At 59.1% G+C, this 13,241-nt stretch carries 15 protein-coding genes and 1 pseudogene; 5 read left to right on the forward strand and 11 right to left on the reverse strand.

Translation table 11 applies throughout. The annotated features are described in order from the left end of the window. The coding region (locus tag EFD55_RS33520) for a hypothetical protein (RefSeq protein WP_208653553.1) at window positions 1–200 on the forward strand (200 nt) is incomplete at its 5' end. A 329-nt stretch (window positions 201–529) separates the two neighbouring features. On the opposite strand, the gene EFD55_RS28340 is transcribed toward EFD55_RS33520, so the two are convergent. Both EFD55_RS28340 and EFD55_RS28345 read right to left on the reverse strand, forming a co-directional pair. Continuing rightward, the gene (locus EFD55_RS28340; protein WP_125849891.1) at window positions 530–1,132 is read right to left on the reverse strand and encodes a hypothetical protein; all 603 of its coding nucleotides are present in this window, start codon (window positions 1,130–1,132) and stop codon (window positions 530–532) included. Window positions 1,133–1,466: 334 nt separating this feature from the next. Further along, window positions 1,467–2,021 (reverse strand): hypothetical protein, encoded by a 555-nt coding sequence (locus EFD55_RS28345; RefSeq protein WP_131588580.1) that lies wholly within the window; start codon window positions 2,019–2,021, stop codon window positions 1,467–1,469. Window positions 2,022–2,299: 278 nt separating this feature from the next. Here EFD55_RS28345 and EFD55_RS28350 point away from each other — a divergent pair, with 278 nt between their 5' ends. Further along, complete coding sequence (locus EFD55_RS28350) at window positions 2,300–2,773, forward strand: hypothetical protein (protein WP_245438598.1); 474 nt, start codon at window positions 2,300–2,302, stop codon at window positions 2,771–2,773. Between the two features lie 24 nt (window positions 2,774–2,797). Here the strand turns inward: EFD55_RS28350 and EFD55_RS33930 are convergent. After that, a pseudogene (locus EFD55_RS33930) lies at window positions 2,798–3,044 on the reverse strand (CopG family transcriptional regulator). 98 nt (window positions 3,045–3,142) lie between these two features. Here EFD55_RS33930 and EFD55_RS28360 point away from each other — a divergent pair. Next, window positions 3,143–3,673, forward strand: a complete 531-nt coding sequence (locus tag EFD55_RS28360) for a dihydrofolate reductase family protein (RefSeq protein ID WP_125849745.1) — start codon at window positions 3,143–3,145, stop codon at window positions 3,671–3,673. A 357-nt stretch (window positions 3,674–4,030) separates the two neighbouring features. Here the strand turns inward: EFD55_RS28360 and EFD55_RS28365 are convergent, their stop codons facing one another. The 4 genes from EFD55_RS28365 to EFD55_RS28380 form a co-directional block, all read right to left on the reverse strand. Continuing rightward, window positions 4,031–5,821, reverse strand: coding sequence for an ABC transporter ATP-binding protein (locus EFD55_RS28365; RefSeq protein WP_125849747.1), 1,791 nt, complete (start codon window positions 5,819–5,821; stop codon window positions 4,031–4,033). Window positions 5,822–6,330: 509 nt separating this feature from the next. Next, window positions 6,331–6,774 carry a carboxymuconolactone decarboxylase family protein gene (locus EFD55_RS28370; RefSeq protein ID WP_125849897.1) on the reverse strand — a complete coding sequence of 148 codons (444 nt, stop codon included), beginning with the start codon at window positions 6,772–6,774 and terminating at the stop codon, window positions 6,331–6,333. Then, the gene (locus EFD55_RS28375; RefSeq protein WP_125849895.1) at window positions 6,710–7,138 is read right to left on the reverse strand and encodes a MerR family transcriptional regulator; all 429 of its coding nucleotides are present in this window, start codon (window positions 7,136–7,138) and stop codon (window positions 6,710–6,712) included. Before EFD55_RS28375 ends, EFD55_RS28370 begins: the two co-directional genes overlap by 65 nt. 157 nt (window positions 7,139–7,295) lie before the next feature. Further along, the gene (locus EFD55_RS28380) at window positions 7,296–7,691 is read right to left on the reverse strand and encodes a nuclear transport factor 2 family protein (RefSeq protein WP_125849749.1); all 396 of its coding nucleotides are present in this window, start codon (window positions 7,689–7,691) and stop codon (window positions 7,296–7,298) included. A 112-nt stretch (window positions 7,692–7,803) separates the two neighbouring features. Here EFD55_RS28380 and EFD55_RS28385 point away from each other — a divergent pair, with 112 nt between their 5' ends. Beyond that, complete coding sequence (locus EFD55_RS28385) at window positions 7,804–8,742, forward strand: LysR family transcriptional regulator (RefSeq protein ID WP_125849751.1); 939 nt, start codon at window positions 7,804–7,806, stop codon at window positions 8,740–8,742. 25 nt (window positions 8,743–8,767) lie between these two features. Here the strand turns inward: EFD55_RS28385 and EFD55_RS28390 are convergent, their stop codons facing one another. The 3 genes from EFD55_RS28390 to EFD55_RS28400 all read right to left on the reverse strand — a co-directional run bounded on the left by EFD55_RS28390 (window position 8,768) and on the right by EFD55_RS28400 (window position 11,409). Then, on the reverse strand, window positions 8,768–9,448 hold the full coding sequence (locus EFD55_RS28390; RefSeq protein WP_125849753.1) for a redoxin domain-containing protein: 681 nt from the start codon (window positions 9,446–9,448) through the stop codon (window positions 8,768–8,770). A gap of 204 nt (window positions 9,449–9,652) precedes the next feature. Next, window positions 9,653–10,714, reverse strand: coding sequence for a DMT family transporter (locus EFD55_RS28395; RefSeq protein ID WP_125849755.1), 1,062 nt, complete (start codon window positions 10,712–10,714; stop codon window positions 9,653–9,655). Window positions 10,715–10,776: 62 nt separating this feature from the next. Continuing rightward, window positions 10,777–11,409, reverse strand: a complete 633-nt coding sequence (locus EFD55_RS28400) for a TetR/AcrR family transcriptional regulator (RefSeq protein ID WP_125849757.1) — start codon at window positions 11,407–11,409, stop codon at window positions 10,777–10,779. Between the two features lie 124 nt (window positions 11,410–11,533). On the opposite strand from EFD55_RS28400, the gene EFD55_RS28405 reads away from it, so the two are divergent. Beyond that, window positions 11,534–12,526: an NADPH:quinone oxidoreductase family protein gene (locus EFD55_RS28405; RefSeq protein ID WP_125849759.1), complete on the forward strand. Its 993-nt coding sequence runs from the start codon at window positions 11,534–11,536 to the stop codon at window positions 12,524–12,526. 71 nt (window positions 12,527–12,597) lie between these two features. On the opposite strand, the gene EFD55_RS28410 is transcribed toward EFD55_RS28405, so the two are convergent. Next, window positions 12,598–13,035 (reverse strand): hypothetical protein, encoded by a 438-nt coding sequence (locus EFD55_RS28410; RefSeq protein ID WP_125849760.1) that lies wholly within the window; start codon window positions 13,033–13,035, stop codon window positions 12,598–12,600. Window positions 13,036–13,241 lie beyond the last annotated feature (206 nt).

Consider the following 13,241-nt stretch of genomic DNA (forward strand, 5'->3'; position numbering starts at 1 on the left):
TTCCGACCGACCAGCCGCACGGCAAGTTTTTGACCTTCTTCCATCACTTGGTGTCCACCTTTTTTGGTGGACACCTCATGCCAGAGCTCACTCAATTGCAGAAGGTGCGGGGAAAATCGCGCTTACCACTGTTCATCGGAAAGGTACGGGTCGACATTAAGCGTAATTGTCTGACGCAATCTATCTGCCCTCAAATTTGATAGTCACTCTACCGTCCCAGGCGATGTCCGCAACGGGCCGACTGCAGTCTGCGCCTTGACCTCGTCCGGCCAGTGCCGATGAACCTCACGTCCAGACCTCCTGGTCGCGAGAACTTCCAATGTACTCTCCATGGAGAAACTCCCGCTGCTCGTCCATGGATGGGCGATCACAGGTTAGGGCGGCTAGAGCAACGTGGGAGTGTAACACCGGTTACTGACATGGCCAAGCTCATCCAGATGGTCGCCATCGACTCGGGACGACGGAGTGATAGGCAGGGAGAGTGGCCCCAGCGGACTTTCTAAGACGATAAAGGGGACACGATGTCCCCCTAGTTGCCCCAGCCAATTTGCAACCGATCAAATCGAACCTCGCTCAACGGCTGGTTGGAGGGGCCTAGCCTTACCGAACGGAGAACGAGATGAAGCTCGGGGGAATAGTATTGTTCGAAAATAATCGGAGGCAATCCCGTCAGTTGCAGACGGCTGTTGATGGCCCAAACTTTGTAGGAACAAGATGAAATAGTTTCCTCTCCCAAGCCATCGAACCTAATAGAAGTCGTGCCCGAAACGGATTTTTTGCCATTGAGGAAAAGCGTCGTGTCGGATTGCCAGTTCTTCTTCTGTGGCAGATCGTCTAACGCAATCGCATTCGCGTATTTCAGCTCATGCGTCCCGTTGGGACCAACTCTCTTTTCGACGAGCAAGGGGTGCAGATATACAGCCGACACCGGCTGCAGTGAATGGTTACGCTGCACCAGCTTTTGTTCGGTGAGACCCGGACCGTCCGGCTTGTAGAATACGGAAAGGAAGGGCACTTCTCTGGTCAGCAGCACGCCCTGTTTGGTCTCATTGGCGGTTAAGCAATTGCCAAAGGCTGGCACCGCTAAAGTTATTCCGGCCAGTAGCAATAAGCTTCTGAGCAAGACTGACATTCGAGGTACCCCCTCATCCAAATCCGCTACCATGCTTGGATGAAATTGCTCCATCTTGGTCAAGCCGTCCCATCCGCTCCGCTGTCTTCATTGAGATCATGAACCGGCAGATACGTATTCTTCTCCAATCATCGGCCGGCTGCTACCGTCCACAACCGACACTGTGTTTGATAATTCACATCAGATCCAAAGCAGAAAATATCGTCAAAAAAGAGCTGATCGTCACCAAATGAATCGGAACTTGTGTCTGGGCGTCTCGGAAGAAGTAGAGCGCTTAAAAATGCTTCCCCGCTCGTTGGGCTTTTTAAAAAAGATCACCCAACGCACTGCTTACCTATTTAATAGGAAATCGGTCGCGAATAAATTTCAAAGGCCTCTTAAAAAGAATAGGCAATATTCCCATCAAGACAAGCGCTCCAAAAGCACCTTCCAAGTACAGCCTAGAAAAAGGCTGATCTATCCTTCCTAGGCTCAACTCCAGAGCGAAGCATTTAGCTATTTTGCAGCGATCATCGCCGTGAAAGTTCAAAATAAATATATTGTATAAAATAAAAGAAAAAACTAATATCTTAAACTTTTTTATGACATCAGGAGATTCTTTTCCGTCAGGACTTTCGGCTCTCCGCCATCCACTAGCGTGCATTATAATAAAAAAGCCAATACTTGCCATTGGCTGAATTGTAATTAACATAACATTCAAATTGCGATCCGAAAGAAACAGCTGATACACAATCGCGATCAGACCGATCGGAAACATTAAAGCAGCTAAAAACGCATCGCCGCTAGTTGGCCTTTGCTTTGCCACAGCGATACCGCACGCGTACGCAGCCCAAACTGTTATCACAATCGGAATTAGGCCAATGTCCCAAGGCAAATTCAAAAAAGACATGTATTCCCCAAGGCTTTGCAGGCCCATTTTCAAACGGGACTTGCAGCTTTCGCCTTCATCTACCAGTGCTAGGATCACGCACCGATGTCAATGAGGTCCCCGATTGCCACTTTTGGAGGGGTCTAACACCGGGCCTGGACGGATGACGGGAAGCTCCGGCATGCGGCCCGTACGGGCTGCGGGAGGAGCAGGATAACGCCGAGTTCTACACCATTAAGTGAGGACTTGCGTTTATCCTTATTGGATTGAAAGCCACGCACCCTTGTAGGAAGGAAAGCATGCTGAAAGCATCGCTTAACGCGCACGCGCGATTGTTTTGCGCAGCAGTATTGGTTCTATCATTTACTGGTCTGAGGCAGACGGCAGCAATGGCGCCATGTCCCAGCCAAAAGGAGCTGCTAGCGAAGGCGAAGGTCGTGGTGGAGGCGCGGGTCAGATCGCTATCCATCAGCCCTTCTGGTTTGACAGCGGCGGATGATAATTTTCCAAAGCAGTTGGTTAGAGCGGATTTGGAAATCAAGAAAGTCATCAAAGGAAAGTTCGCTGAGAAGGAGGCGATAGTATACGGCGTCCCGTTTCCTCCTGGGCCAATCACTGAGTTGGCCTCAATGGCGCTGATCTACGGCTACGAGGGCCATGATACGTTCGAATGGGAGCTTAAGCAGGTCGACATGGGCAGTGGGCTGGCGTGGTTCAGGATCAATGATTGCATCTACTATAATTTCCCGGAGTTGGACGCCGGTCCTCGTTGACGATGGCTTCACCCGGATCTGCATTCATGCAGATCCATCAACATCGCCATCCTCATCGAGTTCGTGCACCGGCAGATAGGTGCTCTTCTCCATCCACTCCCGGACGAGAACCTGATCGTGTCATCGCGCGTCATGCCCAGCTCGCTGCATAGATCCATTGTAGCCTCCTCCATGTCGTCGAGGGCGATCGACCCGGCGTTGCCGCTCGGCGCAGGATGATCTGCGGATCCGCAATGGAAATCTCATCGATCCGGCGGGCGGCGTCCTCCAAAAACCAATCGTGACATAAACCAGTTGATCTCACTCATAACTGATTGCATAATGCAATCAGACTCACGCGGATATGCCATCTAACGGAGGAAAGCTCATATGGCTAAACTCGTGTTCGGAATGAACCAGTCTCTGGACGGCTATGTCGATCATATGGCGTTTGCGCCAGGCCCCACGCTCTTCCGCCACTTCATCGACGAGGTTCAGAGCTCGACGGGCAGCGTGTACGGCCGCAAGATGTATGAGATCATGCGTTACTGGGACGACGAGCATCCTGAATGGGATGCGGATCGTCGTGCCTTCGCGGCGGCGTGGCGGAAGCTGCCGAAATGGGTCGTGTCGCGCACGTTGAAATCCGTCGGCCCCAACGCCAGGCTTGTCGAGGGTGATCTCGCGGGCGCGATCCGTGCGTTGAAGGCCGAGCACGACGGGGGGATCGGCGTTGCCGGCCCGGATCTGGCGCGCAGCCTGACCGAACTTGGCTTGATCGATGAGTATCAGATCTATCTGCATCCCGTCGTGCTGGGGCAGGGCACGCCATTCTTTGCCGGTCCCCGGCAGCGGCTGCGCCTGGCGGCTACCGATCGGATGGATGAGGATGTGATCAGGTTGACTTACGTTCCGGCTTGATTTTGCGAGTGGCAGGTGGCCTGTCGGCAATACCAGCGGGGAAGCGCAAACATTTCCCCAAGCTCCCTCATTCCTGTGTCCTCAGGGCTGCGCCCGAGGGATGTCACAGGAATCCAGCCACGGCGCGTCCGCGCCGTGAATGAAGCCGAAGAGTCTTTCGCGCCCAAGGACTTGGGCGCGCTGGATTCCTGTGACAGGCACAGGAATGAGGGAGTCAAGAAGCCAGCTTGTCCGTTCCCTTTGGGCCTCCTGACGGATGACAGACGTATACGGCGAAATCCCGTGAAGGACACTGTTCTGATGTCGCATGGCAGTGTCAGCCGTCAAACGCCAGGGCATCAGCCCTGGCGTCTCGCTTTACGCCACCAGACCCTTGGTCAGTTCCAGCGCCTGGCGTTCGAACAGGCGGCGATAGATGCCGTCGTTCAGCCGGATCAGCGCCTGGTGGTCGCCTTCTTCGACGATGTTGCCCTTGTCGAAGACCAGCAGCCGGTCCAGCGCCCGCACCGTCGACAACCGGTGCGCGATGACGAGGGTGGTGCGGCCGACCATCAGGCGCTCCATCGCCTGCTGGATCTGCACTTCGCTCTCACTGTCGAGGCTCGATGTCGCCTCGTCGAGGATCAGCACCGGCGTATCGGCCAGGAAGGCGCGGGCGATGGCAACGCGCTGGCGCTCGCCGCCCGAGAGCTTGACGCCGCGTTCGCCCACCATGGTTTCATAGCCCTTGGGGAGCTCCATGATGAAGTCGTGGGCGCTTGCCTGTTTCGCCGCCTGCTCGATCTCGCGCCGCGAGGCGTTCGGCCTGCCATAGGCGATGTTTTCCGCGAGCGTCCGGTGGAACAGGATGGGCTCTTGCTGCACGATGGCGATCTGGCTGCGCAGGTTTGCTTGCTTGACGCGCGCGATATCCTGCCCGTCGATGCGGATCGTGCCCGCATTCACGTCATAGAGGCGCTGGATGAGCTTGACGAAAGTCGTCTTGCCCGAGCCCGAATGACCCACCAGCCCCACGCGCTGGCCCGGCTTGATGGTGACCGAGAAGTCCTCATAAAGCGGGTTGGGATGCGCGCCATACTGGAAGGTGACGCGATCGAAGACGATCTCGCCGCTCTCGATCCTGATCGGCGTGGCGTTCGGCCTGTCCTCGATGCCGAGCGGCGTCCTGTCGAGCAGCACCAGTTCTTCCATGTCGTTGACGGCCCGCTGCAGGTTGCGGATATCCTGGCCGACATCACGCAGATGGCCCTGCAGCACGAAGAACATCGCCAGCACGAAGGTGATATCACCAGGCGTCGCCAGCCCCTGCCGCCACATGATCAGGCCGGTTCCCAGGATGCCCGCCTGCATTGAAACCATCAGGAAGCCCTGGAGCGTGCCGCTCAGGTTGCCGCGCTTCCATGTCCGCCGCGTGCGGCTGTCCCATCTGGCGAGCACGTGGCCGAGCCGCCGCTCTTCGCGGTTTTCGGCCCCAAAAGCCTTGACCACGGAGTTGCAGCTGATCGCATCGGCGAGCGCCCCGCCGAGCTTGGTGTCCCAGGCATTGGCAAGCCTTGCCGCCGGCGACACGAAGCCCATGGAGAGCGCCACGGTCGCGCCGATATAGATCAGCGAACCCATGCTGACGATCAGGCCCATGATCGGCCAGTAGCTGCCGAGCACGATGCTGGCGCCGACCAGCATGACGATGGAGGGCAACAGCGCGACGAGCAGCAGGTCGTTCAGCGCATCGAGCGCCCACATGCCGCGGGTGATCTTGCGCACCGTCGAGCCGGCAAAGCTGTTGGCATGCCAGTCCGTGGAGAAACGCTGTACCTTGTGGAAGCCGTTATTGACCACATCCGCCATGGTGCGCAGCGTCAGCCTGATGATGCCGTTGAAGATGAACCAGCGGAGTGCCACGCTGGTCAGGCCGAGCGCCACAACGACGACGAAGGCGCGCAGAGCGCCATCGGCCGCATTGCCGCCGGCAATGGCATCGACAATCTGGCCTGAGAACACCGGCACCATGACTTCGGCCAGCGTGCTCAGGATCACCAGCACGATGATGCTGCCGACCAGGAGAGGCCGATGAGTCCAATGATGGAAAACAAAGCCGAGCACATGGCGATAGGCATCGGCGCGGAAATCGAGCTTCTTGCGAGTCATTTTAAACGCCCGGCGCCATAGCGGCGACCGGTCCTCAAAATAGAGAGTTAAAAGGCCACAGCCCGGGCGGGAGACGCAGTGATCCCGTCAGATCAATCGGGCTATGAAGGAAGAAAAAACCGCATGTCGCGCGCCTAAGGCGGGCCGCGAATGGGAATGACCTAGTGTCGGTTCATTCCACATGGGAAGGCTTCGATGATTTCTGCTGTCATGCAACGCCTCCCTGATGTTCGATCTGATGCGGTGAGTTTTATGTAGCGAAGGAATTTGCAATTGCCAAGCGGGAAATTACAACCTGACGGAAAGTGATGCGAAAACGACACAATTGGGGGCTGGGGAAAGGGTGGCCGAGACGCTCTGGATCGTCGTGTCGTGAAAGGCGTGATCGGCTTCAGGGCGCGCAACCCGAAGCGGTCATTCGACCGCCGCAAAGGTCGGCCACTTGAGCCGACCTTTGCGAGCAGGTTTGTTCCAAGGCTTTCGCGGCAGTGGTGCCCCGATCCTAACGTTTACCTTGAAAACGGGTGTTCGATGGATTGCTCCTGCTCACCAGGCGTGGGGAACCGGGCAGCAAAGACCTCCTTGGCGGCGAACAAGCCATTCAGCGCCGCAGGAAAACCGGCGTAAACGGCCATCTGCATCATAATCTCGGTAATTTCGTCCTTGGTCAGACCGACATTCAGCCCCGCTTCTATATGTACCTTCAGTTGCGGAGTGGCCGTTCCCATCGCAGTCAGCGCCGCGATCGTGGCGATCTCGCGGGCGCGCAGATCGAGGCCAGGGCGGCTGTAGATGTCGCCAAATGAAAACTCGAACACGTAGTTTGCAAAGTCGGGGGCGATGTCCGCCAGAGCCGCGATGACATTGTGGCCGGCCGCGCCGTCGATTTCAGCGAGCGCCCGCTTGCCGCGTTCCAGCCGGCTTTCGCCTGTCTTCGGGGATTGGTGCGTCATGGTCATTTTTCCTCTGTTCCTGGCCGGCATATCCGGCAATCTTGGTGTCGAGGACGAGAAGGCAGGCTTGCAGTTCGGCCACATGGGCACGGACACGCGCACGGTGCTGTTCAAGCAACGCGCCGCGCTCCGCTTCCGTGCCGACGCCGCGCTCCCGCAGAGCTGCGTAGTGCAGCATTTCCCGAATAGGCATCCCGGTCGATTTGAGACGGTCGAGAAATTCTATCCAGATCAGGATTGACGCGTCGTAATCACGTTGGCCCGATCGGTCTCTGTCGGCATGAGGAAGCAACCCGATCCGCTCATAATAACGGATGGTGTAGGCTGACAGTCCCGAACGCTTTGCCAGTTCGCCAATCTTCATGAACGCCCTTCTTTCGTCACGACGCATGGGAAGCTACCGGTTAGAGCGCACTCTAAGTCAACCCACTAAAAGCGGATTCGCAAAAATTCGCGAAACCGGGGACTCTCCCGCAACCGACGTCCCGGGCCTGGCGGGACGCGGATCGATGGCAGATCGTTCAGGCCAGAACCTCGGCGGCGAACACCTTCTGGACGATCTGCCAGCGCCCGTTGAGGTAAAAGCACGACAGCAGGTCGGTCACCTCGCGGGGCGGGATCCGCAGACGGAGCTTGAGCAGCGCCATGTCGCGGGTCATGGCGATGGAGAGGATCTGGTCGGCGCGCATGCTGCCGGCATCCCGCGGTGAGGCGAGGGCCCGGACCGCATCGAGCCAGGCGGCAACGGGGGTCACCACCACGCTGTCGCCATCGCCGCGCCTGGTGACCAGGGCCGCGGGGTCGAAGATGGTCGCGAATTTGTCGGCGTCCATTGCGTAGGCGGCATCGAAGTAGGTTTTCGCCAAGGCGACCAATTCATCTATGTTTCCTGTGGGCGGCGTGTTCTGCAACGTCATGGTGGTTCCCTTCAACTCTGGTGTCCGGCTGAGTATAAGGATGGGGGCGGCATTGATTAGCCCGCACGCACTAATCAGCCTTGTAAGCTGAGCTAAGCAATTGAGGACGATCATGAAACCTTCCCTTCCGTCGGCCGGAGACTTCAACCAGCTGCGCGCCTTCGTGGCCGTCGCCGGTTCGCTGAACTTCAGCCGGGCGGCCGAGAATCTCGGCGTGTCATCCTCGGCGCTCAGCCAGATGGTCCGGGGGCTCGAGGAGCAGCTCGGGGTCAGCCTGTTCAACCGCACCACCCGCAGCGTCTCCCTGACCGAGGCGGGGGCCAGGCTGCTCGAACGGGTGCAGCCCGCCGTCGAGGCGCTGGCGGAGGCGCTGGGCGAGACCCGCGAGCGCCGCGCCGATCCGGCCGGGACCGTGCGGGTGCACTGCTTCCGGGCGGCCGCGGACCTCTATCTCAGACCGATCCTGCGTGACTTCAGCGACGCCTATCCGCAGGTCGTGCTCGACGTCACGCTCGACGACGCCGTCGTGGACATCGTGGCCGAAGGCTATGACGTCGCCATCCGCCTCGGGGAGGTGATCGACAAAGACCTCATTGCGGTGAAACTCGGCCCGGAGCTGCGCCAGACCGCGGTCGCCTCGCCCGATTATCTCGCCCGGCACGGGACGCCGGCCCATCCGCGCGACCTTCTCGCCCATCGCTGCATCGCCTGGCGATGGCCGGGGCAGAAGACGCCGTACAAATGGGAGTTCATGGAAAACGGCAAGTGGTTCGAGGTCGCAATCGACGGGCCGCTGATCTCCAACATGAAGGACTTCGGGGTGCAGGCGGCGGTCGACGGAGTGGGTGTTGCATTCGCCAGCCAGCAACTGATCGCGCCTCACATCGCCGAGGGCCGCCTTGTCGCGCTGCTCGAGAGCTGGTCCGCTCCTTTCCCCGGCTACTACCTCTGCTATCCGGCCCAACGGCAGATGGCGCCGCCGCTTCGCGCCGTGATCGACGCCATCCGCGGCGGTCCGCGCTGGAGTAACGGCGTCGAGGCGGCGGCCTAATTGGGTCGCTTCGCCCGACTGCAGGTTAGCGTCCAAGGTGGCCCGCGGCGGCGATGATCTCCGCTGCCGTCGGGAACGTGGAGAGGCTGTTCGGTCCGTCCAGCGCCTCGATTTGTGCCCAGCCGATAGTGCCGTTCGCATCGACCAGGAAGTGCCCGACGAGCTGGGTCGCGTGGTTCGCGAAGATCGCATGATCGGCTTCATCAAGCTCGAAGCGGTCCTTGGCGTTGAGGATCGTGTTGCCTTCCATCGGGTGCAGCGGTTCCGGCAGCTCGCCCGTGGGGTTGATGCGTGCCGCCTGGAACTGCGCCATCGTCGCGCTATAAGGCCATTCGGGCTGCTCGCTGCTCCCTTCGGGCAGGAACTCGGCATGCGGCACACCGTAGGCCCGATGCGTGAGGCAGTCCGGATCGCATAGCAGCGTTACCGGCGTCGGACGGTGGCGGAAATACAGGCGGGCGCGTTCCACCGGCGTGTTGATAACGGCCACGGTCTCCACCCCGGCGGCGCGCAGGGTGGGCTGTACGCCGGCAAGTTGTTCTACCTGACGCCGGCAGAACGGGCAGTGCAGCCCGCGAAAGAAGCCGATCAAGAACGGGCGACCGCTCAAGTCGGCGAAAGAGACCGTTCCGTCGAAATTGGCCGAGGCGAGTGCGAAGGCGGGCGCGGTTTCTCCAGGTTGCAGCGGACGCTTTTGGTCTCCCATGGAATAATTCCTCTCCCGTATCGTCTAAGGTGAAACGACCGAAATTGAACTATATCACTTGTCGCAAGAAGGCCCACCGCTCGATGGTGAGATCGCCGAGGGTGGCCAGGGCAGGGTTGGCTGGACGTCTGCTGCAGGCTTGCCCCACCTTGATCGCAAGTGAGGCCGGCCGCTTCGCGCCAGAAGCGGTCAATGGTTTACCATCTATTCATGGGAGTGGCGATGGTGCAGATCGGGGTAGTGAGGATGTTTATGCCTTAGAGGCTCATGGCGATGCCAATGCGAGTGCGGTTCGCTGAATGGGCCGTCATGGGAATGTTGGTGATGCTCGTCATGTACATGCGAGTGCTCGTGTTCCAACGCCCCATGCTCATGCTCGTGGTCGTGACGTTCGGCCAGATGAAGCCAAAGACCAATCGCCATGAGAACACCTGCCGCAATGACCTGAAATGTCAGGGCCTCGCCGAAAATTACGACTGCAAGCACCGCCCCGATGAACGGCGCTAAGGAAAAGTAGGCTCCCGTGCGGGCTGTCCCAAGATGACGAAGCCCAAGCATGAACATAACCAGGCTAACGCCGACGCCTAAGAAGCCGACCAATGCGCCCGCTCCAACAAGGCCAGCTTGGGGTAGCGAGGCACCGAAGATGAATGCCAATAGAAGGTTGCTACTTCCTGCCACGACACCCTTGATCATGGCGATTTGAACTGGGTCCGCCGACGACAATTTGCGGGTCAGGTTATTGTCTATGCCCCATGAAAGGCACGCGGCGGCAATGAACAGGCTGCCCTCATCAAGCCGCAGGGCTTCACCGTTCCACGACAACAGCACCGCGCCCGCGAGGATCGCACCAGCGCCGAGCAGTAGTCGTTTGTCGACATTTTCCCGAAACACAAGCCAGGCAATGCCCATGGTCGCTAGTCCCTCCAGGTTGAGGAGCAGCGATCCCGAGGATGCAGACGTATGAGAAAGCCCCAGCATCAAGAACAGAGGGCCGAGCATCCCCCCGAACAGCACGACAAAGGCGAGCCAAGGGAGGTCTGCCTTTTGCAGCGGGGCCTCGACATCGGTAAGTCCAATCAGGCGACGGCCCCAATGAACGACGGCGAGACCAAGTCCGGCTCCCAAGTACAAGATACCCGCCAGCAACCATGGATCAATCGATCCCACCAGCAGTTTGGATAGCGGCGCAGACGCACCGAACAGAACCGCAGAGCCCAAAGCAAGGGGGACACCGGGCCAGAGATGTGTGTGTTTGCTGATCATTGCTGCGGTGTATCATAGCAGATCAAGCAACTGCCACCGTCTTTTCAGCCGCTGCCCGCGGCCTAATTCGGTTGTTGACGTTCGCGAGCATCCGGTGCCAGCGTCTTCCAGGCGGCCATGGCGAGAGTGATGACTGTCTCAAGTTCGGCACGGCTTGCGCCGTCGCGCGCCTGCACCGATAGGCCGTGCATCACTGTCGTATAGTAGCGCGCGATGGCCGTCAGGCTGTCGGTCGAGGCAGGGAGGTCGCCATCATGGACGCCTCTGACCAGCCGCTGCCTGATCTCCTCGAATTGCGCCCTGCGAATGTCGGCCAGAAACTCTCGTACCGGGTGGTTTTCTATCGCGCCGGTCGGCGCTGCAAGGACCAGCATGCATCCGCGCGGCGAGCCGGGAATGGTGATGGTATCGGCCACGGCGCGCAGCATGGCGTGTATCGCCTCATAGGCCGTGGGCTGCTCGCGAAGTGCCGCCCTCGGGGGCTGCCCCTGGGTCGCGGCATTGAGGGCGACGGCTTCGCGGAACAAGGCCTCCTTGCTTCCGAAGGACACATAGATGCTGGCCGAGGCAATTCCCATGGCCTCGCTCAGGTCCTTCATGGAGGTCCCTTCGTAGCCACGCTCCCAGAACAGGTCCATGGCGCTGCGCAAAGCGACGTCCCGGTCAAATGTCAGCGGCCTGCCACGCGTCGCCATCTCATCTCCGATTTGTTTGTCGATCGACAAACTATAGCTTGACGGATGTGGGAACGCTATGCATTTTATTTATTTGTCGATCGACAAACAATTCTCGTTGTCACCTTGAGCAAGGACCAGTCCCATGAGCGTCCCCACCTACATGCGTGCGTTACAGCAGACTTCCTTCAATGGCCCGCAGGGTCTGCGGATGATCACCGATGCGCCGGTGCCGGTTCCCGGTCGAGGCGAAATCCTCATCCGCGTCGCCGCCGGTGGTATCAACATGGCCGACATCTCCCAGGCCTACGGCAAGTTTCGCGGAGGCCCGCAGCCTCCATATATTGCGGGTTTCGAGGGGGTGGGTGAAGTCGTAGCTCTGGGCGAGGGGGTCACAGTGGTGGCGCCTGGCGCTCATGTGATCGGGGTCGGATATGGCGCCTTTGCCGAATACATGGTGCTTGCCGCGATGGCCGCAGTACCGGTGCCCAAGGGATGGTCGGACGAGCAGGCGCTTGGCCTGGTCGTGAACGTGCCGACGGCAGTGGCAGCGCTGAAGCTGCTGGGGCAGATCGAGAAGGGCCAGACGGTGCTGATCCATGCAGCGGCAGGCGCGACCGGCCAGGCCGCGGTCAAGATCGCCAAGCACTACGGCGCAACGGTGATTGCGACGGCCTCATCGGACAAGCACGCGATCGTGCAGTCCCTGGGTGCCGATCACATCCTCGACTCCCGCACCGCCGATATCGCCGCCGAAGTGCTTCGTCTGACCGGCAACACCGGCGCTGATCTCGTCATCGAGTCGGTCGGGGGCGAGACCGTCGAGGCCAGCCTGGCGTCGGCGCGACGCGTCACCGGCCGCGTCGTCGTGACAGGTTTGCCCGCCGGCGAAGCATCGCTCAGCAATTGGGACCTCGTTTATCAGCATCAGGTCCACATTATCGGCTTCAACATGGGGGTACTGATCCAGGCCGCGCCGCAGATGTTCGGTGCCGTCATGGGCGAACTCTTCGCGCTTATCGGCGCAGGTGTCTTGTCCCCCGTCCAGCCAACCGTCTACGAACTTGCCGACGGACCAAAGGCGCTCGCGGCATTGGAAGGCCGCTCCACCATCGGCAAGCTGGCGCTGCGGGTCTGAACCGGAATTCGGTAGCAGGTGCCCCCACCCGAGGGGAGGTGGTAGCCGCTTCGCGCCAAGAGCGGACATGTCTAAATCTTGCGATAGCTATCCGATAGAAGTCTGAATATGGCAATGAACATTGGAGAGACTGCAGCCATGATCGGCGGCGCAAGGAAAGCTATTAGTCTTGCCTCTTCGGGATTTTTCTCCGGGTATAGAGTGACAACAATCAATCCGCTGACAAACAGCGCCGCGAGAAAAACTCCGCCTGCAGCCAACTTGAACAATCGTGTGAACTCATCCTCAGAACTGGCTCTGGCACGCTCAGTTTGAAACGCGAGATCAAGGTCCGGACGGAAATTGCAAATAAATGAGCCGATTGCTAATGCGATCCCAAGCAACAGGCAATCAAACGGCGATATCTTCAGATCGAAAACGAACAGTGCAACGCGAAACAAGGCGAACATTCCAACGCTCACATACATCGTTAGACTAGCTCGTCTATTGTAGGCCTTTTTGTCGATCATTCTCGCTCCACAATGTTCGCACCTTTCCTGTGCATGAGAATAACCTTTGGCGCGATAAGGATATTTTAGTGCAACCGGTAAAACTTTATCAACGCTGGCGTAGCGTCCGCTAAGGCCAGGCGCTGCCGTTTGCCCATTCCGGCATACGCTGGAAGCGGGCGGCCGATGGTGCTCGATGCGGACCTGCGGCGCTGCCAGTAAAATGG

It is taken from the genome of Rhizobium pisi, from assembly GCF_003938655.1.
GTDB lineage: Bacteria > Pseudomonadota > Alphaproteobacteria > Rhizobiales > Rhizobiaceae > Rhizobium > Rhizobium pisi.